Here is a 24,713-nt window from a genome sequence, read left to right as displayed (position 1 = left end):
CGCTACATGCTCATTTTTTTATTTGTCTGTGGGTGTGCATTACGCTTGCTGGTCTGTGGCTGCCGTGGCAGTCTTGGCAACTTCACGCAAGCAACGACATTCTGAGGGAGAGCCTTCTTGGCAAGCTCAATCGCACCGGGTCTGGTGGCCCTGCATGGCAACTGCACCGAAACCCTGGCTGACACACTGATGGCATGGATGCGCGCGCATCCGCTGGCGCCGCTGGAGCAAGAAATCGTGCTGGTGCAAAGCAATGGCACGGCCGAGTGGTTCAAGATGCGCATGGCCGAGCAACTGGGTGTGTGTGCTGCCGCTAAGGTGGAGTTGCCTGCGCGCTTTATCTGGCGCACCTACCGGCAGATTTTGGGCAAGCAGGCGGTGCCACCAGCGTCACCCCTGGAGAAAGTGCCGCTGACGTGGCGCCTTATGCGCTTGCTGCCTGCTTGCCTGCACGAGCCCGCCTTTGCCCCGATTGCGAATTACTTGCGTGCCGAGGAGCCAGAGCGTTTGTTGCAACTGGCAGAGCGGCTGGCCGACCTGTTCGACCAGTACCAAATCTACCGTGCAGACTGGTTGCAGGCGTGGGAGGCCGGGCATGATGTGCTGCCCCAACTGGGCAAGCCGGAGCAAGCCCTGCCCGCTGGGCAGCAGTGGCAACCCTTGCTGTGGCGCGCGATTGTGCAAGACCTGACGGAGTCGGAAAAAGCCGCAACGCGCACCGCCTTGCAAGCCTTGGTACTGCGCACCTTGCGCGAGGCGCCGCCCGCCAGTGTGCAGGTGGCTTCGCGCGTGGTGCTGTTTGGCCTCAGCCATGTGCCGCTGGCCATGCTGGGCTTTTTGGATGCACTGGCACGCCACACCCAAGTGGTGCTGGCCGTGCCCAACCCGTGCCGCTACCACTGGGCCGATGCCATTGACGGGCGCGAGTTGCTGCGCATGCAGCGCCGCCGCCAGCCGCTGAAGCACGGACGTGATTTGGCCCTGGTGCCGCTGGAGGCCATGCACGCCCATGCCCACCCGCTGCTGGCCGCCTGGGGCCGCCAAAGCCGCGACTATGTGCGGTTGCTGGATGAGTTCGATCAGACCTTGGATACCGTGCACCCGTCGGTGTGGCCCCGTGTAGATGTGTTTGACGATGCACCAGCCAACCAGGGCACGCTGCTGCAGCAGGTGCAGCGCAGCATGCGCGATTTGCTGCCGCTCCAGGAGCACCCGCGGGTTGCGCAGCCTGAACACCGCATTCCCGCCAGCGATGGCTCCATCGTTTTTCACATTGCCCACAGCCTGGTGCGTGAACTGGAGGTACTGCACGATCAACTGCTCAGTTTGCTGGCGCAGCCGCCCGCGCCGGGGCAAGCACCGCTGCAGCCGCGCGATGTCATCGTCATGCTGCCGGACATTCAAAAAGCCGCGCCCTCGATTCGGGCGGTGTTTGGTCAGTATGGCCGCACCGATGCACGTTTTATCCCGTTTGATATTGCTGACCTGAGCGCCCGCGCCGCCAGCCCCATGCTGGTGGCGCTGCAATGGCTGCTGCGCCTGCCACAGCAGCGCTGCCGCCTGAGTGAGCTGTGCGATTTGCTGGATGTGCCTGCCGTGGCGGCCCGCTTTGGGCTGGCCGCGCAAGATGTACCCCAACTCACGCAGTGGATGGCGGGTGCCGGTATTCGCTGGGGCCTCAGTGACGCACAGCGCAGCAGTTTGGGGCTGGCGGCGTGTGGCGACCACAACAGCGCATGGTTTGGCCTGCGCCGCATGCTGCTGGGCTATGCCACAGGTGGTCGCAGCATTACCGCTGACAACGGCATGCAGCAAACCCCAGCGTGGGGAACGATTGAGCCGTATGACGAAGTCGGCGGACTGGATGCCGAGTTGGCCGGTGTGCTGGCCGCCGTGCTGGAGCGCCTGATGCGCTGGTGGAGCGATGCGCTGCAAGACGCGCAGCCCGATGTGTGGGTCCAGCGCCTGCGCCAGCTGGCGCAGGACATGTTTGCGCCGCAAGACGATGTGGAGCAGGCCTTGCTCGACGGGTTGGAGCAATCGCTGGCCCGCTGGCAAGAAGCCTGCGACCAAGCTGGCTACGCGCAGCCAATTCCACTGGCTGTGGCGCAGGAAGCCTGGTTGCAGGCGCTGGAGCAGCCGTCGCTGGAGCAGCGTTTTCGCGCAGGCGGTGTGACCTTTGCCACCCCCATGCCCATGCGGGCGATTCCGTTTGAAGTGGTGTGTTTGCTGGGCATGAACGATGGCGACTACCCGCGCCGCGCCACACGCAATGACTTTGACCTGATGCAGCAAAGCGGGCAGTACCGCCCCGGTGACCGTGCGCGGCGTGACCACGACCGCCAATTGATGCTGGAGGCCGTGCTGTCAGCGCGGCGCACGCTCTATATCAGCTGGGCCGGTCACCATGTGCGCGACAACAGCGAACAACCGCCGTCGGTGCTGGTGTCGCAGTTGCGCGAGTATCTTGCCGCGGGTTGGCAAGGCGAGGAAGATTTGCTGCAAGAGCGCACCTGGAGCCATCCGCTGCAGCCCTTCAGCCGCCGCTACTTTGAGGCAGATTCCAAGGTGCACACCTATGCCCGCGAGTGGCGTGCCGCGCATGCGCAGATGCAGGCGCAGCCCGGTGATGTGCTGGCCGCTGTGCCCAAGGTGCCACCGTTTGTGCCCGATGCCCAAGTCCCTCTGACGGTGGCGCAGCTCACGCAGTTTGTGCGCAACCCCGCCAAGTCTTTTTTCCGCCAGCGATTGAGCGTCTACTTTGAAGAAGACGACAGCGCGGTGCCCGATGACGAGGTCTTTCAGCTCGAAGGCCTGCAAGCCTATGGACTGGTGCAGACGCTGCAGCAGCAGTTTGTGGCCGATTGGGAGGCCCGTGCAGGCCAGCGCGCCGATGGCGATGTGGCCGTGCAACTGCTGCAACAACGCATTCACAGCCTGCAGCGCGCAGGCCAGCTGCCTTTGGCCGGTCTGGGCCAGCGTGAGGCGCAGCAGTTGCAGGACAGCGTACTACCCGGCCTGCAGGCGTGGCAACGTGTGCGCGCCGCGTACCCCCAAGCCGCGCCGCGCCAGCGCCTGCACTTTGTGCACGGCGGCGCAGTTCTGGAAGACTGGCTGGATCCACTGTGGCTGCCCGCCAGCCCTGTGCCGGGGGTGCTGCCGCTGTGGCTGCTGCTGGATCCGCGTGATGTGCGGGACAGCAAAGGGCAGGTACGCCGCGATCGACTGCTGCCGGTGTATATCCGCAGCGTGGTCGCTGCAGCCTGTGGTGTAGAGGTGCAGGGCACCGTGATTGGGCGCGATGCCAGCGTGCACGTGCAGGCCATGCCGCAAGCACTGGCGCAGCAGGCGCTGCAAGACTTGCTGGCCTTGTGGCAGCAAGGCATGAACCAGCCGCTGCCGCTGCCCTACAAAACGGGCTTGGCCTTGGCAGCCCCCATGGGCGATATGCAAGCCGCTGCCAGTGCTTATGAGGGAGGTTTTAAACACCATGGTGAGTGTGAAGATATGAGCTGGCAGCGCTTGTTTGCGGACTTCGCCGCGCTGACCGAGGACGGTCAGCTGCCCGGTTTGGCACAGACGGTGTATGTGCCCCTGCATGCATGGTGCGACAGCTGCGTACAAGTGGTGTGCGAAGGGCAAGTCGTATGAGCACGCGCCACCGCTTGGATGCCGCCACGTTCCCCCTGCATGGCAGCCGTTTGATTGAAGCCAGCGCAGGCACCGGCAAGACCTGGACGATTGCGGCCCTGTACCTGCGCTTGGTGCTGGGACACGGGGGGGAGCAAGGCTTTAGCCGGCCGCTGATGCCCGCTGAGATTTTGGTGATGACCTTCACGCGTGCCGCCACGCGGGAGTTGTCAGACCGTATTCGTGCACGGCTGGTAGACGCCGTGGCTTGCTTTCGAGGGCAGCAGCCCGTGGCCGCCCATGATGCGCTATTGCAGACACTAATGGCGGCCTACCCCGAAGGGGTGCAACGCGAACAAGCTGCATGGCGCCTGGCCAGGGCGGCGGAGAGCATGGACGATGCCGCCATCTTCACCATCGATGCCTGGTGCCAGCGCATGCTGCGTGAGCATGCGTTTGACAGTGGCAACCTGTTTGAAGAAACGCTGGAAAGCGATGAAAGCCAGCGCCTGCTGGATGCCGTACACGACTACTGGCGCCAGCAGTGCTACCCCTTGAACGGCGCGCAGCTGGAAGTGGTGCTGGGAGTGTGGAAAAACGTCGATGCCTTGCTGGCGGATATGCAGCGGCTGGGGCAAGACAGGGTGCCCGCAGCGCATGGCGCCGGCAGTTTGGCCGAATGTGTAGAACGCGCGCAGCATGACTATGACGCGGCTGTGCAAGCCCTGGCCCAAGGCTGGGAGGCCAAGGCCCAGCGGTTGCAGCATTGGCTGGACGCGCAGTTGGATGGCGCAGCGTATTTGTGGGACAAGCGCAAGCTACAACCTGCGCGCTACACAGGCTGGCTGCGCGACGTGGCTGCGTGGGCGCAAGACCCGCAGCACACGCCCCTGAAGTTGAGTGATGCCGCCGCGCACCGCCTCAGCCCCGAAGGCATGGCCGAGGCTTGCAAGGGCTCCTCCATGGATGTGCTGTTGCCCGAGGAGTTTGCACAACTGCAGCAGTTGCTGGTGCAACTGCAGAATGTGCAGCAGCCTGCGATTGCCCTGCGCCTGCATGCGGCTGCGCAGGTGCAAGCCCGCCTGCAATGGCTCAAACGCCAAGCGGGCACCTTTGGCTTTGCCGACATGCTGCAGCGCCTGGATACGGCGCTGGGCAGTGACAACGGTGCCAATTTGCGCAGCGGCATCGTGGCGCAATACCCAGTGGCGCTGATTGATGAATTCCAAGACACCTCGCCGCTGCAATACCGGCTGTTTGACCGCGTTTACCGCACGTCCGACAACGACCCGGCCAGTGCACTGCTGCTGATTGGTGACCCCAAACAATCCATTTACGGTTTTCGGGGCGCAGACATTTACAGCTACTTGCGCGCCCGCGAGGCCACCGAAGGCCGTCACTATGTGCTGGATGTGAACTACCGCTCCACGCAGGGCGTGGTGCAGGCAGTGAACGAATGGTTTGTGCAGGCTGAGCAGCGCGCGGGCGAGGGTGCCTTCATGTTCCGCGAGTGGGAAGACGGCAAGGTGCGCAACCCCTTGCCGTTTGACCCGGTGCGTGCGCATGGGCGCAAGGAAGTGCTGCAAAGCCATGGCGAGGTATTGCCCGCCTTGCAGATGTGGTGGTACGACACACAGGGGGACAACGACAGCCGTGCGCCGGTCAGCAGCGATGCGCTGCGCCAGCACATAGCCGCAGCCTGTGCCGAGCAGATCGTGCAGTGGCTCAGCGATGCCCACGTGGGTTTTGCGCAGACAGGACAGCCTTTGCAGCGGCTGCGCCCGCGCGATATGGCGGTGCTGGTGCGCACAGGCAAGGAAGCGACGGCAGTGCGCCAGCAACTGCAGCGTCGGGGTGTGGCCTCGGTGTACTTGTCGGACCAAGATTCGGTGTTTGCCAGCGCTGAGGCGCAAGACCTGCAGCTGTGGCTGCGTGCCGTGGCAGCGCCCTTGGAAGTGCGCGGTGTGCGCGCTGGACTGGCCACGCGCATGATGGGCCTGAGCCTGGACGAGCTGGCGTGGCTTGCCAGCAATGATGAAGCCTTTGACGGCTACAGCGAGCAACTGCGCAAGCTGCACGGTGTCTGGCAGCGCCAGGGCGTTCTTGCCATGCTGCGCCAGACGCTGCATAGCATGCAATTGCCCGCGCGCTGGCTGGCCGAGGCCGGTGGTGAGCGCCGCTTGACCAATTTTTTGCACCTGGCGGAATTGCTGCAAAACGCGGCCGCAACGCTGGAGGGCGAGCAGGCGCTGATCCGCTGGCTGGCCACGCAGATCGAAACACCAGGCAAAGGCGTGGACGAGCAGGTGGTGCGGCTGGAAAGCGATGCGGACCTGGTGAAAATTGTGACCGTGCACAAAAGCAAGGGGCTGGAATATCCGGTCGTGTTTTTGCCATTCGCGTCGGACTTTCGGGCCTACGGCGATGACCTGGTGCGCGTGCCGCAAAGCGATGGCAGCCGCCATTTGGAGCTTTCGCCCAGTGATGCCGAACTGGCGCAGGCGGATACCGAGCGTTTGCGTGAAGACCTGCGCCTGCTGTATGTGGCGCTGACCCGCCCGCGCCATCTTCTGTGGATGGGCTTGGGGGCGCTGCGCAAAGGCAATAGCAAGCATTGCGTCAACCATGAAAGCGCCAGCGGCTATTTGCTCAATGGGGGCGAGGCAGCTACCGCACAACAGTGGTGGCAGGCGCTGGAAGTGCTGGCCCAATCGTGCCCCGACATGCAACTGCAGCGGCTGCCGCAGGAGATCACGCGCAGCCTGTGGCGCTCGCAAGAATCAGAGCAGCCACTGCAGGCAGCATCTGCGTATACGGCAGATTTTGATCGCAACTGGGGCATTGCCAGCTTCTCTGCGCTGGTGCGTGGAGCCACAGGCAAGGCTCAGGTCGTGCTGCCCGTGGCTGCGATGCGACCTGCCGATGATGAACGCATGGCCGGTGAGGTGCTGGCCAGCAAGCCCAGTTTGCACAAGGCCGCCGCCGATGCACCCGTGTGGCACCGCTTCAAGCGCGGGGAACTGGTTGGTAATTTCATCCATGACCAGCTCGAGTGGCTGGAGGGCGAAGACTTTGCCCTGCCTGCCGATGGCCAAGGGCCGCTGGCCCAGCGCTTGCTGCGCCGCTGTGAGCGTGCAGGCCGCAGTGATGAGGCGCAAGACGTAGTCAGCTGGCTGGCTGCCGTGGTGCACCACCGCTTGCCCCTTTTGGAGTGCAGCTTGGCGCAGCTGGCGTTGCGCCTGCCTGAAATGGAGTTTTGGCTGCCCTTGGCACAGTTGCCTGCCGACCGCGTCGATGCCTTGTGCCGTGAACATATCTTGCCCGGGCAAGACCGCCCGGCCTTGCCCGGGCAGCGCAGCCTGCACGGTATGTTGATGGGCTTTGCGGACTTGGTGTTTACGCACCAGGGGCGGTATTGGGTGCTGGATTACAAAACCAACCACTTGGGGGTGGAGGCCGCAGCGTATACCGATGCCGCGCTGGCGCAGGCCATGCTGCAGCACCGCTATGACGTGCAGGCTGCGCTGTACATGCTGGCCCTGCACCGGCTGCTGCAAAGCCGCCTGGGGCAAGGCTATGAACCTGCGCAGCATTTGGGTGGTGCGGTGTACTACTTTTTGCGTGGGCTGGATGGCCCTGCGCAGGCCGTGCACCATGTGCCCCCTGTGCTGGCGCTGTTGCATGCCCTGGAAGCTTTGTTGGAAGAGGTGAGCGCATGAGTCGCAAACGCACACGCGATACCACCACGCTGGATATGTTTGCGGAAGCTGTGGCGCATCAACCGTTGACACCAGCGCTGACCTTGGACGTGCTGCGCGACTGGGCCGATGCGGGCATGCTGCGCCGCTTGGATGTGGCACTGGCTGCCTGGGTGCAGGAGCAAGATACACAGGCAACGCCTTGCACCTTGGTGGCAGTCGCTGTGCTGGCGCAGATGGAGGGGCGGGGCCACAGTTGCTTGCCACTGGTGCAACTGGTGAACGCCCCCAACGCCGTGTTGGGCTGGGAGGCGCAAGAGCAGCCTGCGCTGCAGGCTCTGTGGGCGCAACTGCCCGTGCACTGCCACGACTGGCTGGTGGCGCTGCAAGCCAGCCCCTTGGTGCGGGTGGTGGGCAGGCACGCCGACCACGGTCAGCCCCTGGTACTGGCCGCCAGCGACAGTGCGCAGCCCCTGCTGTATTTGCGCCGCTACTGGGACCATGAACGCACCGTAGCCAGCCACATCCTGCAGCGCAGCCAGGCACACCCTGTGGCGCTGGATGCAACGGCTGCGCGCAAGTGGCTGGATGCGTTCTTTCCCCCTTCGGGCGCCGAAGACTGCAATTGGCAGAAAGTGGCTTGCGCGCTGGCGCTGCGAGGACATTTCTCGGTCATCACCGGCGGCCCCGGTACCGGCAAAACCTATACCGCCGCGCGCTTGCTGGCGCTGCTGTTTGCCACGGCGCCGAATGCCGCCCAGCTGCGGGTGGCGCTGGCTGCGCCCACGGGCAAAGCGGCTGCGCGCCTGAAGCAATCGATTGAATCGGCCTTGCACGGCTTGCAAGCCAGTGTGGGCGATGCGCTGGACTTGCCCGGGCTGGTGCAGCGCGTGGGCGCAGCGCGCACGCTGCATGCCTTGCTGGGCGCGCGGCCCGATACGCGCCACTGGGGCTACCACGCAGGCCGCCCGCTGGATGTGGATGTGCTGATCGTGGACGAAGCATCCATGGTGCACCTGGAAATGATGTCAGCCCTGCTCGAAGCCTTGCCGCCCACCGCACGGCTGATTTTGCTGGGAGACAAAGACCAGCTGGCCTCAGTGGAAGCCGGTGCAGTGCTGGGCGATCTGTGCCGTGATGCAGCAGCAGGCCGCTATGGCGCAGACACCGTGGATTTTGTCGAGCGTGTGGCGGGTGAACGCATTCCTGCGGATTTCCATGCGCCAGCGGCGGCCCCCGCCTTGGCGCAGCACACCGCCATGCTGCGTGCCAGCCGCCGTTTTGCGGGGCCGATTGCGGCCTTGGCCACGGCCGTCAATTCCGGTGATGCCGCTGCCAGCGTGCAGGTGCTGCAGACAGAAATGGCTGCGCAGGGTGATGCAGCGCGCATTGCCATGCGGGAAGATGGCCGGCTGCCTTTTGTGCATGCGCTTGCCTGGCATGGCCGGGGTGATGCGCCCGGTTACAGCGCCTACGCACAGGCTTTGCAGCGCTGGGCACAGGTGCAGCCAAGGAGCGACCTTGCCACCGCCCACCCCCTGTGGGTGCGCGAGGTGTTGCAGGCCTTTGACCGCTTTCGCCTGCTGTGCGCCGTGCGCGAAGGTGCGTGGGGCGTGGCAGGCCTGAACCAGGCGGTGGTGGCTACGCTGCGCGCACAAGGCGTGATTGCCGCTGAGGGCGAGTGGTATGCCGGGCGGCCGGTGATGGTGCAGCGCAATGACGCAGCGCTGGGCGTGTTCAACGGTGACATTGGCATGGCCCTGCCAAGTGCAGCGCCGGGCCATGGGCTGCGGGTGTACTTCTTGCAGGGGGAGGAACTGCGCTCTGTCAGCGTGGCGCGGCTGGCCCATGTGGAAACGGCGTTTGCCATGACGGTGCACAAAAGCCAGGGCTCAGAGTTTGAGCACACGGCGCTGGTACTGTCTGCGCAAGCGGGTGGTGTGCTGGGGCGTGAGCTGGTCTACACCGGCATCACACGCGCACGCCAGCACTTCACGCTGATGGCAGAGCGCCCCGGCCTGCTGGCGGCGGCCATTGCCAGCCCCACCCGCCGCTCCAGCGGATTGTTGCGTTTTCTGGAAGGGGAATTCAATTCCTGAAATGAGAGCTTGTAGCGCTTGCTGCATAAGCGTTAGAGCCTTATTTTGCATAAATTCATGGGGTGCTACTTGCTGCGGCAAGGGGTGGCGTGCCTAGAATGCGCACCATGTTGTCTCAGCCTGCATCGCCCCCAGCACGCAGCGCCATCACTGCGGTGTTGGTGCTGTGGCTGTGCGTGCTGGCTGCGGGCGTCTGGGCCCCTGTGGCGCGGGCGCAGCTGGCCGCCCAAGGGGTGGAGCGCTTGTGCTCTGGGGAGATGGCGCCGCAATGGGCGCCTAGCCCGGCAACCCATGCGGGTCACGGTGACGCCCTGGGCACGGCGCTGCACCACCAGATTGACTGCCCTTTGTGCATGCCCGTGCTGGCGCCACCCACCAGCGCACAGACCAGTTGCGTGCACAGCCTGCCAGCGCAAGCCCCGGTTGCGCTGGCGCAGGTGCGGCTTTCGCACCTGGCCTTTCACTGGCCGCCGCCGCGTGGCCCGCCGCTGTAAACATCCTGCTTTTCTTGCCCCTTCTCACCGCCAAGCGCGGTGGAGCTTGTGTATTTTGTGAAAGAAATTTGAGATGTTGAAAGCCAGCAACTGGATCTTGGGCGCGCTGATGGGCGCCACTGTCATCACTTCTGCCTGGGCGCACCCCGAGGCCGCGCACGTCGAGGCGCACAACGTCTGGGCGCGCGCCAGCGTTCCAGGCCAGCAGGCCAGCGGCGCCTTTATGCAACTGACCGCGCGCGAGCCGTTGCGTTTGGTGGGGGTGGAGACGCCTGCCGCTGCATCGGGCGAGATCCATGAAATGAAAATGGAAGGCGATGTGATGCGCATGCGCCAGATTGAGGGGCTGGACTTGCCCCAAGGCCAGATGGTGGAACTCAAACCCGGTGGCTATCACCTGATGTTCCAGCAGCTCAAAGCGCCTTTGCAAGACGGCAGTGAAGTGCCTGTCACGCTGGTGTTTACCGATGCCAAGGGCGAGACTTCGCGCTTGCACCTGCAAGTGCCGGTCAAGCGCCTGGCACCCAAACCCGCACATGGCGCGGCAGCGGCCCCCGGCCACGGCGCAGCGCACAACCACTAAGGGTGTGAAGCCCTGAAAAAAACAAGCCCTGCACTGCAGGGCTTGTTTTTTTGCGGGGCACAGCGTGCGGCTGGCGCTGCGTGTGGCCTCAGGCGGCGGCTTGGGGCCAGATTTCCACACCCAGGTTGAGCATCAGCCGGTTGGCCCAGCCAAACAGCGCTGCGGAGTGCAGCATGTCCAGTACCTCCAAATCGCTCAAGCCTGCGTCGCGCAGCGCTTGGATATGGCCGGCACCCAGCTGGGCCGGGGTGCGCGTGAGCACCAGGCTGGCTTGGATGATGGCGCGCTCACGGGCGTTGGTGCCTGCGGTGTCGGGGTCATCGAACAGCTGGGCCATCACGTCATTGCGCTTGGCCAGTTGTTCAAAACGCTGGGCGTGTACCGAGGCGCAGTACACGCAGCGGTTGCTGCGCGAAACAGCGGTGGCAGCCACCTCACGCTCCGCCCGCGACAAGCCGCCGGGCGCATACATGATGGCGTTGAAGGCTTGCGAGCGCTCCAGCAAGACCTCGGGTTGGCGGCCCAGCAGCAGGTAAAAGTCCATGGTTTTGGCCTTGGGGTGGCTGACTTCCAGTACTTTTTGTTGCGCGGGTGTGGCTGTGGCGGGGTCGAGCACGGGCAGCCATGCTTTCCAGTCCAGCGTTTCGCTTGTAAAGCCATTGCGGCGCAAAGGCTCGCCAGGGGCGGGCAAGTTGGCGGGGTGCACAAACGGGGCTGCTTCTGTGGTTGCAGCCATGTGCTGTGCCACACCGCCCAAGGTCACCATAGCCTGCACACCTGCCAGCAAACGTGCCTGGTAGGCCACAAAGCCAATTAGTTGTGCCAGCAGCACGGTGCCATCCACCGACAGGCCTGCCGCAGGAATTGCCAGCAAGGTGGCTTGATCGCTGTGGGCTGGGTTGAGTGCCAGGGTGCGCACAAAGTGCAGCATGGCATCCAGACGGGTGTTGCCGGTGGTGCTGCCGGCGGTCTCCAGAATGCGGCGCAAGGCAGGCGATACTGCATCACCCAACGCGATGGCGCGGGCGCGGTACTCTGCTTCCAGTGCGGGAATGCCGCTGACTCGGGCTTGCTCGGCCGCGAAGACCAGGCGCTCGGCTTGGGACAGGTCTCCCGCCAGGGAGTCGCCCAGCAACAGGTCTTCGCAAGCCTGGGTGGCGAGGGCCACTTTGCTGCGTTCGTGGCGGGTGGCAAACAGGGGGGTGTCGGCGCGCAGCCCCGCCAGGCGGTCAATGGTGTCGGTCATGGAAAACTCTTTTCAAGATTGCAGTTGGCGGATACGGGCGCTGCTGTCGGCGGGCTGCCATTCATGGCCTTCCAGTTCAGGCTCTGCATAGCGTTGCAGCTGGGCAAAGTGCTGCGCAATATCGGCTTGGTAGAACAGCGCGGCCAGCCCTTGGGCCAGCTTGCGTGCACCATCGCTGATGGCGGGAATATCGCCCGATACCGTGCCGTGCGAGAGGGCTGCGGGGTAGCAAAAGCAGTGGATATGCTGCAGGCCGGGCAGGTCGCCCTGGAATTCGAACAACGGGCCCAGATCGGGAGATGCGGACAGCTCGGCATCTTCTTGCCCGGCTTCGGGTGTGAAGCGTTGGCCCCACAGGCGCACATGGGGTGCAATGTCGGCAAATTCGGGGCGCAGGCGCCAGTCAATCGCAAAGCCGGTGGAGACAATCAAAAAGTCCAGCACGAACACACCCTGCGTGGTGTGGACATGCAGCTTGTCTTGCACCGGCTCCACACGTTGTACGGCGCAGCCCAAGTTAAAGTGGGCATTGGCGTGGCGCGACACCCGCAGGGTGCTGCCTTGCGGCGGCGGCACTTGCTGGGCATTGATGTAGTGGCGGATGCGCCATTTCCAGTCGTCGGGCAGCAGGTACTGTCCGTGCGTCAGCCCGGGGGTGCCTGAGCCTTTGGATTTGTTGATGCGCGGCAAATCGGTGCGGCGCACCAGCAGGTCGACGCTGGCGGCCCCGTTTTCAAGCGCAGTGGCGGCGCTGTCCATGGCGGAAGCGCCTGCGCCCACCACGCCGACATGCTGGCCCGCGAGCTGGGCGTAATCCATGGCGTCTGAAGAGTGCGCCCAGAACTGGGGGGGCACGCCTTGCAAAAAAGCGGGAAGCTGCGCGCCACCCAGTCCGTCGCGGCCCGTGGCCACAACCAGGCGGCGGGTATACCAGGTGGTGGTGCTGCCGTGGGCCTGCACATCCACTTCAACGATACCGCTGGCTTGCGGGCGCACGGCCAGCACGGCGTGGTTGTTGCGCACATCTGCACCAGTGACGCGGCGGTACCAGCGCAGATAGCCCATCCATTGCAGGCGCGGTATTTTGTCCAATGCAGCCCATGCGGCGTTGCCAAACTGGGCGATAAACCATGCGCGAAAGCTCAGCGAGGGAATGCCCATGGCTGGGCCCGTCAGCTCTTTGGGGGAGCGCAAGGTTTCCATGCGCGCGGTGGTGGCCCAAGGCCCTTCAAAGTCCTGGGGCGCGCGGTCCAGCAGTACGGGGCGGATGCCCACCTGCCCCAAGGCCACATGCAGTGCCAGGCCGGCTTGCCCTGCCCCGATGATGAGTACATCGTGCACTGCGTGGCCCTGGTGCGAGGTGGCGGGAATCCACGCCTTGGCAGGCCAGCCTAGGGTGATGAAATCATCTTGCAGGCGTTCTTCCAAGGCCTGCAAGCCTGGTGCTTGTGGGGTTTGAGGGGCAGTCGTGGACATAAACAAAACTTCAAAAAACCAAAAGCGCCTACCAGCAAAGGGCTAGCAGGCGCCGCAACCGGAGTAGCCAGAGTGCCAGATCAATCGATCTTGATCTGCGCATCCTTCACCACTTGTGCCCACTTTTTGCGATCGGTGTGCACGGTTTGCTTGAACTGCTCGGGCGATTCGATGCGCAGCGTATTGCCCTGTGACACAAACCGCTCTCGCACTTCAGGCAGTTGCTGGGCTTCGTGGATGGCTTGGCTTAGCTTCTGGATGATGGGAGCGGGAGTGCCCTTGGGGGCAAAAATGCCAAACCAGATGGAGCTGTTAAAGCCTGCAGTGCCGGGGATGCCACTGGATGCAATCGTGGGCACTTCTTTGACAGCATCCACCGGGGTTGAAGTGGTGACGCCCAGCAACCGTACCTTGTCAGCCTTGTAGTGCGGCAGCACGCTTTGCACCTGGTTCATGATGCAGCAAGTCTCGCCGCGCACGACCGAACCAATCGCCTCGGGGCCACCTTTATAGGGCACATGCACCATCTCCAAGCCCAATCGGGCATTGAGTTCTGCAAATGCCATGTGCGTACCCGCACCATTGCCGGTGGAGGCGTAGTTGTACTTGCCCGGATGGGCTTTAACCTCGGCCACGAACTCTTGCAGGTTCTTCACGTCAATCACCTTGGGATTGATGGTCAGCACGTTGGCCACGTCGATGATCGGCGCCACGGGGACAAAGTCGGCCTCCACATCAAAAGGCAGGTTTTTGTACAGGGCCGCGTTGCTGCCGTGGGTGGCAGCGGTGCCGAAGTAGAAGGTATAGCCGTCAGGTTTGGCACGGGCGACGTATTCGCTGCCGATGTTGCCAGCGGCACCGGGCTTGTAATCAATGATGACAGGCTGACCCAAACGCTTGGACAGGGGCTCTTGCACCTGGCGCCCCACCATGTCCACCCCCGAGCCTGCGTTAAAGCCCATGATCAGGCTGATGGGCTGTTGAGGCCATGCCTTGGCATCGGCGGCTGTGGCGCTGCTCAAAGGCAGTGCGCAGAAACTGGCCACGGCCGCCATCGCGACCGCGGTGGACAATGAAATGCCAGGCAAAGAACGGGGCAGCAAACGCATGGTGTGGGTACTCAAAAAGCCTTGAATTTCTTTATTGTGGTTTAAAAATAATTACGGACTTTTATATGCTTATATCGAATAAAGAAGTGGCGTTGTGGGCAGCCAGTCCGGGTGTGTAGCGCAGAGGCACGCCAGTGTGCGATGCAAATGACAAGCGCTTTGTCATGCGGTGCATTAAGCTGCGTCTTACGTCGCCCAAGCTTTGCGTGGCTTGGGTTTTTTAGGGGTTTTGACTGCACAGGGGTGGGTATGACTGATTCATCAGCTTTTGGGTTTGGTAAATTCATTCCGGGGTTCGACTTTCTGCAAAACCTGGGTAAATCAGGGGCGACACCTTCGGGCTTGCCGCCGTTTTCGCACTGGGTGGCTCCCACGGTCAGCGTAGAAGAAATTGACAAGCGCATTGAGGAGTTGAAAGCGGTGCACTTTTGGCTGGAGCAAAACAGCAAGGCCTTGGCTGCCACCGTGCAGGCGCTGGAAGTGCAAAAGATGACGCTGTCCACGCTCAAGGGCATGAACGTGAACCTCTCCGAAATGGCCAAGGCATTTCCGTTTGCGGCGGCAGCCACGGCGCCCGCCAAGAATCCGCTGACTGACTGGCCGATGTCTGCCGCAGCGCAGCCTGCAGAACCAGTGGCGCAGCCCTCCCAACCTCAGCCTCAGCAAGCGCCAGAAACACCCAAGGCACAGGCCGCATCGTCCAGCGCGGAAACGGCAGAAGGCCCCAGCGATGCTGCACAAACCGCCAATATGGCAACGGCAATGCAGTGGTGGGGCGCTTTGACCCAGCAGTTTCAGCATATTGCGCAACAGGCCATGCAAGACCCTGCCCAGCAGCAAGCCATGCTCAAGGCCACGCAGATGTCCACAGACTTTGCGAAAACGGCGGTAAAAACCACCAGCGACTTGGTGCGCCAAGCCGTGGCGCAGGCCAAGCCACAAAAATCTGCGGCAGCCCCGGCCAGCAAAGCGGCTGCCACTGCCCGTCAAAGCGCACCAGCCAAGAAAAAGCCAGCTGCATCCCCACCAGCGGCGGGCAAAAAAGTGGCATCTGCTGCCACGAAAGCGCTCGCCCCAGCCGCCAAGACGCAGCGCGTAGCCGCGAAGAAACCCACGGTGCGCAAACCCCGCACCGCTTGAGTTCCCGAAAGCAGGTGCTGCGCCAACGCATGTGCAAGCTGGGACAAGGAGCTGCTGCTTGATGCCATTTTTCCCCTGTGCCCACGCCGGCCATGCGGTGTGGCAACAAGCCGTCCAGCAGGTCGTGGTGCAACTGCATGCGCAGATCAGCATGCAAAAGCTGCAGGCGCAATGCCCGCTCGGGGTGATTTATGTGTCTGCGTGCTATGCCAGCCACGCGCGTGAAATTGTGGCCATGCTGTCGCAGGCTTTGCCGCAGGTGCAGGACTGGGTCGGCTGCGCTGCCCATACGGTGCTGGCCGGTGACATGGATTACGGGCAGACCGGCGCAGTGGCAGTCATGTTGCCTCGGTTGCAAACGCATGAGTACCAAGTGTTTTCCGGGGTGACGCCGTGGCATACCAGGCAGTTGGTGCCGCATTCAGTCTTGGTCCATGGCGATGCCACCGCCGCGCTGCACACTGCGGATATGCAACTGCTGCGAGATCAACTGGGCGATGCCTGTCTGACCGGTGGTCTGTGTGATCTGCAGGGCCACCACGCGCAGTGGGCATGGAGCGCTGGTGAAGCACAGCATATGCCGCGCAGCATTGGGGGCGGCGGTGTCCAAGTGGGCGGTTTTTCCGGGGTGGCTTTTGCTGCCGGTGTGGAATGTATCGCTGTGGGCATGCAGGGCTGCAAGCCCATAGGGGCCAGCCACACCATCACCAGCGTGGATGGTGATGTGGTGCTGGAGCTGGATGGTCAACCAGCGTTGGAAGTGTTTTTCAGCCATGTGGATTGGGGCGATGTGTTTGCACAGCGCAACCCGGATGCGGATGCGATTTGGCGCAAGGTGCAGCAGACGATGATTGCCATGGCTGCGCCCGGAGACTATGTACAGGGCGCATGCATTGCTGCCCAGGCCCGTGTGATGCGCGTGGCAGGCATTGATCTGCTGCGCCAAGGAGTGGTGGTGCAGGGCACGCCCCTGCTTGGCGAGACCATGACGCCCTGCCAGGCCGATGAGCAGGCAATGCGCACGGACATGCGCCGCGCATGTGCGCAGCTGTGGGAGCTGCTCACGGCTGCGGCGTTGCAGCCAGCAGCGTCAGACGCGGTGGCGCCGATGGGGCGCAGCATCTGCGGTGCCGTTTACATTCGCAACCAACGCCGCCATGCCCCAGCGCGACTGCCGCAGGTGGATGCCGAGTTGCAGCTGATTCGCCATGCACTGGGCCCCATTCCTTTGCTGGGTTTTACGTCCAGCTATGAAATTGATGCTGGCCAGTTGCAAGATATGAGTGCGCAACTGCTCGTTTTTACCCAGCCGCTACAGGCTTTGATATGAGTGACTCCAGTCCGCAGTTTGCCTTGCTGCGTCAACAACGATTTGGCCCATTTTTTTGGACCCAGTTTCTGGGGGCAGCAAACGACAACCTGTTCAAGTTCGCCCTGACGGTGTTGGTGACCTACCAGTTGCAGGTGGCATGGTTGCCAGCGCCGGTGGCGGGCTTGGTGATCGGCGCGCTGTTCATTACGCCCTTTGTGCTGCTGTCTGCAACGGCTGGGCAACTGGCAGATCGCATGGACAAAACGGTGCTGATGCGCCGTGTCAAAGACTGCGAAATCGCCATCATGGCCGTGGCTTTGCTGGGGTTGGTCATGCAGTGGCCTGCGTTGCTGCTGCTGTGTCTGGTGGGCATGGGGGTGCATTCCACCTTTTTTGGGCCGGCGAAGTTTGCGTACCTGCCGCAAGTGCTCAAACCTTCGGAGCTGACGGGTGGCAACGGCATGGTGGAGATGGGCACGTTTGTCGCGATCTTGCTGGGCAATGTGGCGGGAGGCTTGCTGATTGCCACACCCCAAGTCGGGCGCATTCATGTGGGCGTGGTGTGCCTGTTGCTGGCCTTGCTGGGGCGTTGGAAGGCGCATGCGATTCCGGCCCAGGGCCACCCCCCAATGCGCCATCAGATGAACTGGAATCCATGGAGTGAAACCATGGCCAATTTGCGGCTGGCACGTACCGACGGCATGGTGTTTCGGGGGCTGCTGGGCATCAGCTGGATGTGGTTTTTTGGCGCGGTGTTTTTGGCGGAATTTCCAGTGTTGGCCAAGGATGTGCTGCATGGCAACGAGCAAGTGGCCGCCTTGCTGCTGGTGGTGTTTTCTTTAGGGGTGGGGGTCGGTGCGCTGTTGTGCGAGTCGCTCTCGCGCGGACGTGTAGAGCCGGGATTGGTGCCCTTGGGGGCCGTGGGCATGACGGTGTTTGCCGTGGATTTGTGGTGGACGCTGGAGAGCCTGCCGCCCGTTGCACAGCTGTTGGGCCTGGGTGATTTCCTGCATGCACCGGGGCGCTGGCATGTGTTGCTGGACTTGTGGGGCCTGTCGCTGTCTGCGGGGGTGTACAGCGTGCCCTTGTATGCCCTGATTCAGCAGCGCAGCCCGGTCACACACCGGGCGCGCATTATTGCGGCCAACAATATTTTGAATGCCTTGTTCATGGTGTCTTCGGCGCTGCTGGCGGGCGCCTTGCTGGCGGCGGGGCTGAATGTGCCGCAGCTGTTTTTGAGCATGGGTATTGCCAATGCCTTGTGGCTGGCGTTGATGTGCTGGCGTGATCCGCAGTATCTGCGTCGCAGTAAAAACTGGTTACTACGGATTGTGGGCCGTATCCGCACGCCTTCCGCATAATGCGCGCACAGCAGCAAAGGGAGGTTTTTCATGGCTAAGTCAGCGCGTTGGTCGGAAACATGGTTTCGCCGCGGTCTGTGGCTGGTGGCGGTAGTGTTTGCCAGCTTTTTGATCGGATTGGGTTCTTCGGTGGTGGACGATCTGCCGCGCGTGGAGCAGCGGCTGGAGACCGATGATTTTTTGGATCTGGCCCAGGTGCAGCCTTTGCGTGCCCAGCAACAGCGTTTGCAAACCGCACAGCGCCAGGCCATTGAGGCGCGCGATCAGGCGCAGCTGCAATGGCAGCAAGCGCGCAGCGACACGCAGGTGGCGCGGGACAGCTTTAATAGCTGGATTGCCACGCGTTCTGCCACGCAGCGCAGCGAGCAAGACCCCGAGGTGATGCAGCGCAACCAGGCGCTAGAGCAGTTGCGCCAGGCTGAGCGCACAGCCCAGCAGGCGCTGCAGGATCAGGAGCAGGCGCTGCTCAATGCGCGCCAGCAGGCGGCGCGGGTCAGCCAGCAACTGGTCGAAATGGAAGATGCGGCACGGCAAAAGCTGCACCAGGCGGAACGTGCGCAAGAGCTGCGTGTGTTTTTGTACCGCCTGGCAATCACGCTGCCCTTGCTGGTGCTGGCAGGCTGGCTGTTTGTGAAGAAGCGCAAGAGCACCTGGTGGCCTTTTGTCTGGGGCTTCATCTTCTTTGCGCTGTTCGCATTTTTTGTCGAGCTGGTGCCCTACCTGCCCAGCTATGGCGGCTATGTGCGCTCGCTGGTCGGGATTGTGCTGACGGTACTGGTGGGGCGCTGGGCCATTGGGGCGCTGCAACGCTATCTGGAGCGCCAGCGCCAGGCCGAATCCTTACCCGCCAATCAGCGCCGCACCCAGCTGACCTACGACAAGGCCTGGGCGTACCTGAGCAAAGGCGTGTGCCCCGGGTGCGAGCGTGCGGTGGATTTGAAAGACGGCGTGACGGACTATTGCCCGCACTGCGGCATTGGCCTGTTTGAAAAATGCTCCGCCTGCCAGGCACGCACCAGCAGTTTTGCCAAGTTCTGCTACCGCTGTGGCGCTGCGGCCCCCGCACCTGTTGCGCTGGAACCAGAAGCACCTCCGGCATCTGCAGACCGATAAAACAGGAGCGATAGGCGTACGTATTTTCTGGGTTTCCAATGCTTTTCTGTCGAAAACCATTGTTAAACAAGCACCGCTAGCTATGGTTTTAAATGGATGACGGGGCCAGCTCCGGCCCGTACTGGCGCACTTGGTTGCGGCCGCTGCGCTTGGCCAAGTACAGCGCAGCGTCGGCCTTGGACAGCAGCTGCTCAATGCTGTCCTGCTTGCCAATTGACATCACAGCGTGCAGGCCGATGCTCAGCGTGACCTGGAAGGGGGCACCGTCCTCCAGCGGAAAGCGGTAATCGCGCAGGCGCTCACAGATGCGCTGGCCCACAGCCAGGGCCTGTTCGCGCTGGGTGCGCGGCAGCAAGATGGCGAATTCCTCGCCGCCCAGGCGGCCCAGCAGGTCGTCGGGGCGCAGCGCCTCGCTGGCCAGCTGGGCAAAGGTCTGCAGCACCACATCACCCTGGGCATGCCCGTAGTGGTCGTTGACCTGCTTGAAATGGTCAAGGTCCAGCATCAGCACGGCGACGGACTGACCTTCTTCCTCCAGGCGCGAGAGCAGCTTCTGGCCACGCTCCAGCAGCGCACTGCGTGCTAGCACCCCGGTCAGAGAATCATGGTGCACTGCGTGGTGCAGCTTCTGCAGGGCCTGCATGCGCAGCGTGTAGGCACAGGCCACCGCCAGGGGCGCCAGCGACAGCATGGCCAGCCCGGTGCGGTAGGACAGCACATCGTCCAGGTGCTCCGGGACAAAGTCGAAGGAGCTGACGGCCAGCAGCCCGGTTTTCCACAGACAGACCAGCAAGCTCAGCACGGTGATCGGAAAGACGCCGTAGCTCATGGCGCACCAGACCATGGCGGGCATGCTGAAGGCCATGGCGCCGTTGCCCCCGATCAGCTGGCTGAAGGCCTCGCTGAGAATCAGGGCCAGCAGGGGCAGTGCGTCGTTCCAGGAGCGCTGCTGCTTGGGCAACTGCCAGGTCCAGGGCCAGCCGCTGGGGGCGGCCAGGAACACCGGCAGGATCAGCACGTAGTTGTAGAACTCGGCTGACAGCCACAGCAGTGCTGACTGCCACAACGGCAGGTGGAAGGCGAGGGCGCTGGGCCAGGCCCCCGCCAGCGTGCAGACCGTGGATGCCAGCAGGCAAGCCAGAAAGACGGTCATCACCGAGCGCTGGTGCTTAAACCCCAGCACCTGGTTGCGCACGCGCGCCAGGAACAGCCAGCCGGCCAGCACCCCGATCAGATTCGCCAGGTTCAGCGAGAAGGCCGCGAATGGGGTGGAGCCGGTCAGCAGGTCGGCGGCGATGTAGGCCAGCAGGGCGTACAGCCAGCTGCCCGGACGGCGTGCCAGCTCGGGGTGGCGCAGCAGCAGGCCCAGCAAGATGGCATTCGCCGGCCAGAAGGCCGCCATGAACCCCAGCGGGCGGCTGTAGATGCCCAGCAGGCAGGCCACCAGGATGCTGGCGGACAGCGCAGCCTGCCCGCGCCAGACGGACGGGGGCTGGACAGAAGGGGGGGAGACATCCAGGGGCACGGTGGGCGCAGGGGCTGCAGGAGTAGGGACGCTCTCATTCTCAGCGTTTCATGCAGCGCCCAAGTAGGACACCGGACCGGCCTGCTGCCGTTCGTCGACCTGTGCAGGGCGCGTACCCCGCCGGAGGGCAGTAAAAAGCCTCCTGCAGGAGGCTGGGGAGGATAGCGCGCAGCGCGCTCAGACGCCGCGTGCGCGGTCGGCCTTGAACTGGGCGCGGAACTGCGCGAAGGTGCCGGCGTCCAGCGCGTTGCGCACTTCCTGCATCAGGTTCAGGTAGTAGTGCAGGTTATGGATGGTGGTCAGCATGGGGCCGAGCATCTCGCCGCAACGGTCCAGGTGGTGCAGGTAGGCACGGCTGAAACCGTCGCGCCCGCCGTTGTCCCAGCTCACGCCGCTGGCGCCAGCGCAGGCGTGGCAGGTGCAGGTGGTATCCAGCGGCTGGTGGTCGCTCTTGTGGCGGGCGTTGCGCAGCTTCAGGTCGCCATAGCGGGTGAACACCGTGCCGTTGCGCGCATTGCGCGTGGGCATCACGCAGTCGAACATGTCTACACCGTCGGCCACGCCTTGCACCAGGTCTTCGGGCGTGCCCACGCCCATCAGGTAACGCGGCTTGTTGGCGGGCAGCAGGTGGGGCGTGTGCGCCATGATTTCCTGCATCTCGTCCTTGGGCTCACCCACCGAGACACCGCCCACGGCGTAGCCGGGGAAATCCATCTCCACCAGCGCCTGCAGCGACTCTTCACGCAGGTTGGTGAACATGCCGCCTTGCACGATGCCGAACAGCGCGTTGGGGTTGCCCAGGCGCTCGAACTCGTCCTTGGAACGTTTCGCCCAGCGGCGGCTCATCTCCATGGACTTGCGCGCTTCGGCTTCCGTGGTCTTGTGGCCGTTGGTCTCGTACGGGGTGCACTCGTCTAGCTGCATCACGATGTCGGAGTTCAGCACCGTCTGGATCTGCATGCTCACTTCAGGCGACATGAACAGCTTGTCGCCGTTCACGGGGCTCTGGAAGTGCACGCCTTCTTCGGTGATCTTGCGCATGGCGCCCAGGCTCCACACCTGGAAACCGCCGGAGTCCGTCAGGATGGGCTTGTTCCATTTCTCAAAGCCATGCAGCCCGCCAAAGGTCTTCATGATGTCCAGGCCGGGGCGCATCCACAGGTGAAAGGTGTTGCCCAGAATGATCTGCGCGCCCATCTCTTCGAGGCTGCGGGGCATCACGCCCTTGACGGTGCCATAGGTGCCCACGGGCATGAAGATGGGGGTCTGGACCTTGCCGTGGTTCAGGGTCAAGGTGCCACGGCGCGCGTGGCTGGTGGGGTCGGTGGTGAGAAGTTCGAACTGCAGCATGATGGCGCGCATTGTCCCAGAAGGCGGGTTGTGCTGCCGCAGATGTCAGCGTGCCGTGGTGGTCTATAGTGGAATCCAACCCACTGGGCTCACAAACACACAAGGAGAACACCATGTACACCAACATCATGATTGCCGTCGATGGCTCAAACGAATCGCTGGAAGCTGTACGCCAGGCCTTGTCGCTGGTGGCGCGCGGGCTGCGGGCAGAAATTGCTCTGGTGAATGTGCAAGAACCGGCCTCATTGCTGGAGCTGGCTACCCAGGATTCGGATGCCATTGCGGCCGCTGCGGTGGAGGCGGGCGAACACCTGATGGCAGCTGGCGCTGCCTTGCTGGATGCCGCAGGTGTGGGCTACTCCATGGAGGTGGTGCTGGGCGAGCCCAGCATCGTGCTGGTGGACATGGCCGAGCAGCTCAATGCGGATCTGGTGATGCTGGGCGCGCGCGGGATGGGAGCGATTGAGAGCGTGCTGGTCGGGTCGGTGTCCAAGGCTGTGATTCACCGCTGCACGCGTCCGGTGCTGATTGTGCGAGAGCCAGAACAGCCCGATGCCGATGTATCAGAGGAAGAAGACGAGGCCGCGTAATACGCAGCCGGGGCTTAGGCAGCTTGGCGCTGCCAGCCCTTTTGGCTGTTGTAGCTGCCGTAGCCCGTATGTGATGCGGGGCGCGCTTGAAGTTTGCCGTGGGGCAGCTTGGACAAACGCTGCAGCAGGCGGCGGCAGTAGCCTTTGATCCACAGGCATTTGTTGATTTCTTCCACCGGGAAGGGGCCGCTGATGACGATGATGTCTTCCGCCTCTTGCCACAGGCCCTTGGCGCGCAGGCGGCGGCGGGTGGTGGTGGCCCATGACTGGATGCGTGATGGGGTGCCGTGCTGGTGCACTTCGCCCGTGTAATTGTCGAAGGCAATGGCCAGCAAATCTGTTTTGAGCTTGAAGCGGCGCTCGCCTGTGACTGCGCTGGGTGTGTCGCGCATGTCGTACAGGTAGTAGCTGCCTGCTTTGAGCTGGTATTGCAAATTCATGGTCATTCTTGGAGCCGCATTGTCCGCGACCTTGGTGGCATCCAAACACATGAAATGGTGGGCCTGAGCCTGCCAGTTCTTGAGAGCGCTTGGAGCGTTTTGTCAGCGCCCCAACGTGGGAATGATTCTGAGCGAAGAACACTGCTGCCACAAGCGCTGATTGTGGACGAGTGTTAGCAATTGCAGTTTATGCATAAAAATAGCTTCTAGCGCTTAACCGGTAAGCGCTAGAAGCTATGAATTTTGATGATTGTGTGCCTTAAAAATCGAGCAGGCTCAAGCCGACAGAAAGTGAAGTTCGCTTGCGGTTGTAATCAATCAGGCTTTCTCCATAACCGCTAAAAAGCTGAACGTGCAGCCGCAAATTGCTTTTGGCGCCATTCCAGCCTTGGCCGATGGTGCGCATCCACTCCAGGCGGCCTGAGCCATAGCCTCGGCCCAGGCTGCCGCGTGCGGTCAGACCCAGCATGTTCTTCTCATTGGGCTGCCAAGCCAGTTTGATCTCGGCGCGGCCCCAGTAGTTTTGAATGCCGGGGTTGTCGTCAGCCGTGGTGCTTTCCGCCATGCGTTTCCACCACTTGGCGTGCAACTGCCAGCGGTGGTCAAGCTCTGCGCCTGCCATCACATACCAGCGGTTCCAGCTGCGCGAGAGCGGATCGCTTTGGCCGTTGGAGTGGTGCACCATGCCTGCACCGCTGTAGCGCAACTGCCAACCCCAGGGCAGCGCGGCCTGCGTGGGGTAGACGTAGAAAACCTCGGGCTCGTGGTCGGTGGTGCGGAAAGGCCGTGACAGGTCGGGGCTGAACACCTGCCAGTACGACTGCTGGGTGTAGCCCACCCACAGCGAGTCTTGCAGGCCTGAAGTGGGGCTGGTCAGCAGGCCCGAAGCCAGCTTGGTGCGGGCGGAGAGCTGTATGCGCAACTCTTGCTTGCGGTAGTCCTTGAAGTCGGCGGGCGCTTTGCCGGGGCTGCTGGGCTGCTGGTTCACGCTGTCGGCGGCGACGACAGAGACCGACAACGGCTTGTAGCCACGGAAGGTGAAGGTGCCGCAATCGGTGCCGTTTTCCAGCTCAAAAAAGCGGGAGATTTCGCTGTAGCGCGGATCGCGGCAGCCCCCATTGGTGGGCACCAGGCCTTGGCCTGCGACCACATCGGCCTGCACCATTGGTGCTTGGGCAGCTTGCTGCACCATGGCCTCAGGGCTGGCGCTGGTTGCCGAAGCCGCAGGGGCTTGCCATGCGGCGGCGGGCGGTGGCGTCAATGGCTGCTGGTGCTGTGCCCATGCGTCAAAGCAGGCCAGTCGGGCTGTGTTGTCGGTGGTGGCTGCACACTGGCGCCACGCGTCTTCAACGACCGGTGCCTGCGGGGGCATGCCCTGCGCCAGTGCCGTCGTCGCCATGGTGGCGGTGGTGGCGCTCAGCAGCCAGGTCAAACGAATTCGGGTTGTGTGCATGCTTGGTTCCTTCCCTCATCTGCACCGGCGCAGCGGTGCTTGGAGGCTTGCGCAGCTGAAGGGGTGCGTGGCAGCGACCGCATCAGTCCATAGT

Annotated in this window: 16 protein-coding genes and 1 pseudogene; 10 read left to right on the top strand and 7 right to left on the bottom strand. The window is 63.1% G+C overall.

Annotated elements, in window-relative coordinates:
• Window positions 1-117: 117 nt before the first annotated feature.
• From recC to B3R00_RS05045, 5 genes are all read left to right on the top strand, one after another.
• Window positions 118-3,651 carry an exodeoxyribonuclease V subunit gamma gene (gene recC / locus B3R00_RS05065; RefSeq protein WP_286997816.1) on the top strand — a complete coding sequence of 1,178 codons (3,534 nt, stop codon included), beginning with the start codon at window positions 118-120 and terminating at the stop codon, window positions 3,649-3,651.
• A complete protein-coding gene (gene recB, locus B3R00_RS05060) occupies window positions 3,648-7,349 on the top strand; it encodes an exodeoxyribonuclease V subunit beta (RefSeq protein ID WP_286997815.1) in 3,702 nt (1,233 codons plus the stop codon). The genes recC and recB overlap by 4 nt, the downstream gene beginning before the upstream one ends.
• Entirely contained in the window at window positions 7,346-9,427 is a 2,082-nt protein-coding gene (recD, locus tag B3R00_RS05055) for an exodeoxyribonuclease V subunit alpha (protein WP_286997814.1), read from the top strand. The genes recB and recD overlap by 4 nt, the downstream gene beginning before the upstream one ends.
• Window positions 9,428-9,534: 107 nt before the next feature.
• Window positions 9,535-9,921, top strand: a complete 387-nt coding sequence (locus B3R00_RS05050; RefSeq protein WP_286997813.1) for a hypothetical protein — start codon at window positions 9,535-9,537, stop codon at window positions 9,919-9,921.
• A 73-nt stretch (window positions 9,922-9,994) separates the two neighbouring features.
• On the top strand, window positions 9,995-10,504 hold the full coding sequence (locus B3R00_RS05045) for a copper chaperone PCu(A)C (protein ID WP_284214361.1): 510 nt from the start codon (window positions 9,995-9,997) through the stop codon (window positions 10,502-10,504).
• Between the two features lie 88 nt (window positions 10,505-10,592).
• On the opposite strand, the gene B3R00_RS05040 is transcribed toward B3R00_RS05045, so the two are convergent.
• The 3 genes from B3R00_RS05040 to B3R00_RS05030 all read right to left on the bottom strand — a co-directional run bounded on the left by B3R00_RS05040 (window position 10,593) and on the right by B3R00_RS05030 (window position 14,335).
• A complete protein-coding gene (locus tag B3R00_RS05040) occupies window positions 10,593-11,750 on the bottom strand; it encodes a CMD domain-containing protein (protein ID WP_286997812.1) in 1,158 nt (385 codons plus the stop codon).
• Window positions 11,751-11,762: 12 nt separating this feature from the next.
• Complete coding sequence (locus B3R00_RS05035; protein WP_286997811.1) at window positions 11,763-13,226, bottom strand: NAD(P)-binding domain-containing protein; 1,464 nt, start codon at window positions 13,224-13,226, stop codon at window positions 11,763-11,765.
• 80 nt (window positions 13,227-13,306) lie between these two features.
• A complete protein-coding gene (locus B3R00_RS05030; RefSeq protein ID WP_286997809.1) occupies window positions 13,307-14,335 on the bottom strand; it encodes a Bug family tripartite tricarboxylate transporter substrate binding protein in 1,029 nt (342 codons plus the stop codon).
• A 249-nt stretch (window positions 14,336-14,584) separates the two neighbouring features.
• On the opposite strand from B3R00_RS05030, the gene B3R00_RS05025 reads away from it, so the two are divergent.
• From B3R00_RS05025 to B3R00_RS05010, 4 genes and pseudogenes are all read left to right on the top strand, one after another.
• Complete coding sequence (locus B3R00_RS05025) at window positions 14,585-15,475, top strand: PhaM family polyhydroxyalkanoate granule multifunctional regulatory protein (protein WP_286997807.1); 891 nt, start codon at window positions 14,585-14,587, stop codon at window positions 15,473-15,475.
• 61 nt (window positions 15,476-15,536) lie between these two features.
• Entirely contained in the window at window positions 15,537-16,805 is a 1,269-nt protein-coding gene (locus tag B3R00_RS05020) for an FIST N-terminal domain-containing protein (protein WP_286997806.1), read from the top strand.
• Window positions 16,802-18,133 (top strand): annotated as a pseudogene (locus B3R00_RS05015) (MFS transporter); the annotation flags it as partial. The gene B3R00_RS05020 and the pseudogene B3R00_RS05015, both read left to right, overlap by 4 nt.
• Window positions 18,134-18,178: 45 nt before the next feature.
• Window positions 18,179-19,261 (top strand): serine endopeptidase, encoded by a 1,083-nt coding sequence (locus B3R00_RS05010; protein WP_286997804.1) that lies wholly within the window; start codon window positions 18,179-18,181, stop codon window positions 19,259-19,261.
• A gap of 88 nt (window positions 19,262-19,349) precedes the next feature.
• On the opposite strand, the gene B3R00_RS05005 is transcribed toward B3R00_RS05010, so the two are convergent.
• Window positions 19,350-20,786, bottom strand: coding sequence for a GGDEF domain-containing protein (locus B3R00_RS05005; protein WP_286997802.1), 1,437 nt, complete (start codon window positions 20,784-20,786; stop codon window positions 19,350-19,352).
• Between the two features lie 177 nt (window positions 20,787-20,963).
• Window positions 20,964-22,136, bottom strand: coding sequence for a tRNA guanosine(34) transglycosylase Tgt (tgt, locus tag B3R00_RS05000; RefSeq protein ID WP_286997834.1), 1,173 nt, complete (start codon window positions 22,134-22,136; stop codon window positions 20,964-20,966).
• Between the two features lie 113 nt (window positions 22,137-22,249).
• Between tgt and B3R00_RS04995 the strand changes: the two genes are divergently transcribed.
• Window positions 22,250-22,726, top strand: coding sequence for a universal stress protein (locus B3R00_RS04995; protein ID WP_286997800.1), 477 nt, complete (start codon window positions 22,250-22,252; stop codon window positions 22,724-22,726).
• Between the two features lie 14 nt (window positions 22,727-22,740).
• On the opposite strand, the gene B3R00_RS04990 is transcribed toward B3R00_RS04995, so the two are convergent.
• On the bottom strand, window positions 22,741-23,166 hold the full coding sequence (locus B3R00_RS04990; RefSeq protein WP_219163570.1) for a hypothetical protein: 426 nt from the start codon (window positions 23,164-23,166) through the stop codon (window positions 22,741-22,743).
• 259 nt (window positions 23,167-23,425) lie between these two features.
• Entirely contained in the window at window positions 23,426-24,619 is a 1,194-nt protein-coding gene (locus B3R00_RS04985; protein ID WP_376747658.1) for a phospholipase A, read from the bottom strand.
• Between the last annotated feature and the right edge of the window lie 94 nt (window positions 24,620-24,713).

It is taken from the genome of Comamonas sp. UBA7840, assembly GCF_002501455.1.
Taxonomy (GTDB): domain Bacteria; phylum Pseudomonadota; class Gammaproteobacteria; order Burkholderiales; family Burkholderiaceae_C; genus Comamonas; species Comamonas jiangduensis.
The sequence above is the reverse complement of the archived record's forward strand: the minus strand, read 5'-3'. Positions and strand labels throughout refer to the sequence as shown.

Coding starts and splice junctions, on each gene's coding strand:
- recB (WP_286997815.1), top strand. CDS start 3,648: ATGAGCACGCGCCACCGCTTGGATGCCGCCACGTTCCCCCTGCATGGC.
- recD (WP_286997814.1), top strand. CDS start 7,346: ATGAGTCGCAAACGCACACGCGATACCACCACGCTGGATATGTTTGCG.
- B3R00_RS05050 (WP_286997813.1), top strand. CDS start 9,535: ATGTTGTCTCAGCCTGCATCGCCCCCAGCACGCAGCGCCATCACTGCG.
- B3R00_RS05045 (WP_284214361.1), top strand. CDS start 9,995: ATGTTGAAAGCCAGCAACTGGATCTTGGGCGCGCTGATGGGCGCCACT.
- B3R00_RS05040 (WP_286997812.1), bottom strand. CDS start 11,750: ATGACCGACACCATTGACCGCCTGGCGGGGCTGCGCGCCGACACCCCC.
- B3R00_RS05035 (WP_286997811.1), bottom strand. CDS start 13,226: ATGTCCACGACTGCCCCTCAAACCCCACAAGCACCAGGCTTGCAGGCC.
- B3R00_RS05030 (WP_286997809.1), bottom strand. CDS start 14,335: ATGCGTTTGCTGCCCCGTTCTTTGCCTGGCATTTCATTGTCCACCGCG.
- B3R00_RS05025 (WP_286997807.1), top strand. CDS start 14,585: ATGACTGATTCATCAGCTTTTGGGTTTGGTAAATTCATTCCGGGGTTC.
- B3R00_RS05020 (WP_286997806.1), top strand. CDS start 15,537: ATGCCATTTTTCCCCTGTGCCCACGCCGGCCATGCGGTGTGGCAACAA.
- B3R00_RS05010 (WP_286997804.1), top strand. CDS start 18,179: ATGGCTAAGTCAGCGCGTTGGTCGGAAACATGGTTTCGCCGCGGTCTG.
- tgt (WP_286997834.1), bottom strand. CDS start 22,136: ATGCTGCAGTTCGAACTTCTCACCACCGACCCCACCAGCCACGCGCGC.
- B3R00_RS04995 (WP_286997800.1), top strand. CDS start 22,250: ATGTACACCAACATCATGATTGCCGTCGATGGCTCAAACGAATCGCTG.
- B3R00_RS04990 (WP_219163570.1), bottom strand. CDS start 23,166: ATGAATTTGCAATACCAGCTCAAAGCAGGCAGCTACTACCTGTACGAC.
- B3R00_RS04985 (WP_376747658.1), bottom strand. CDS start 24,619: ATGCACACAACCCGAATTCGTTTGACCTGGCTGCTGAGCGCCACCACC.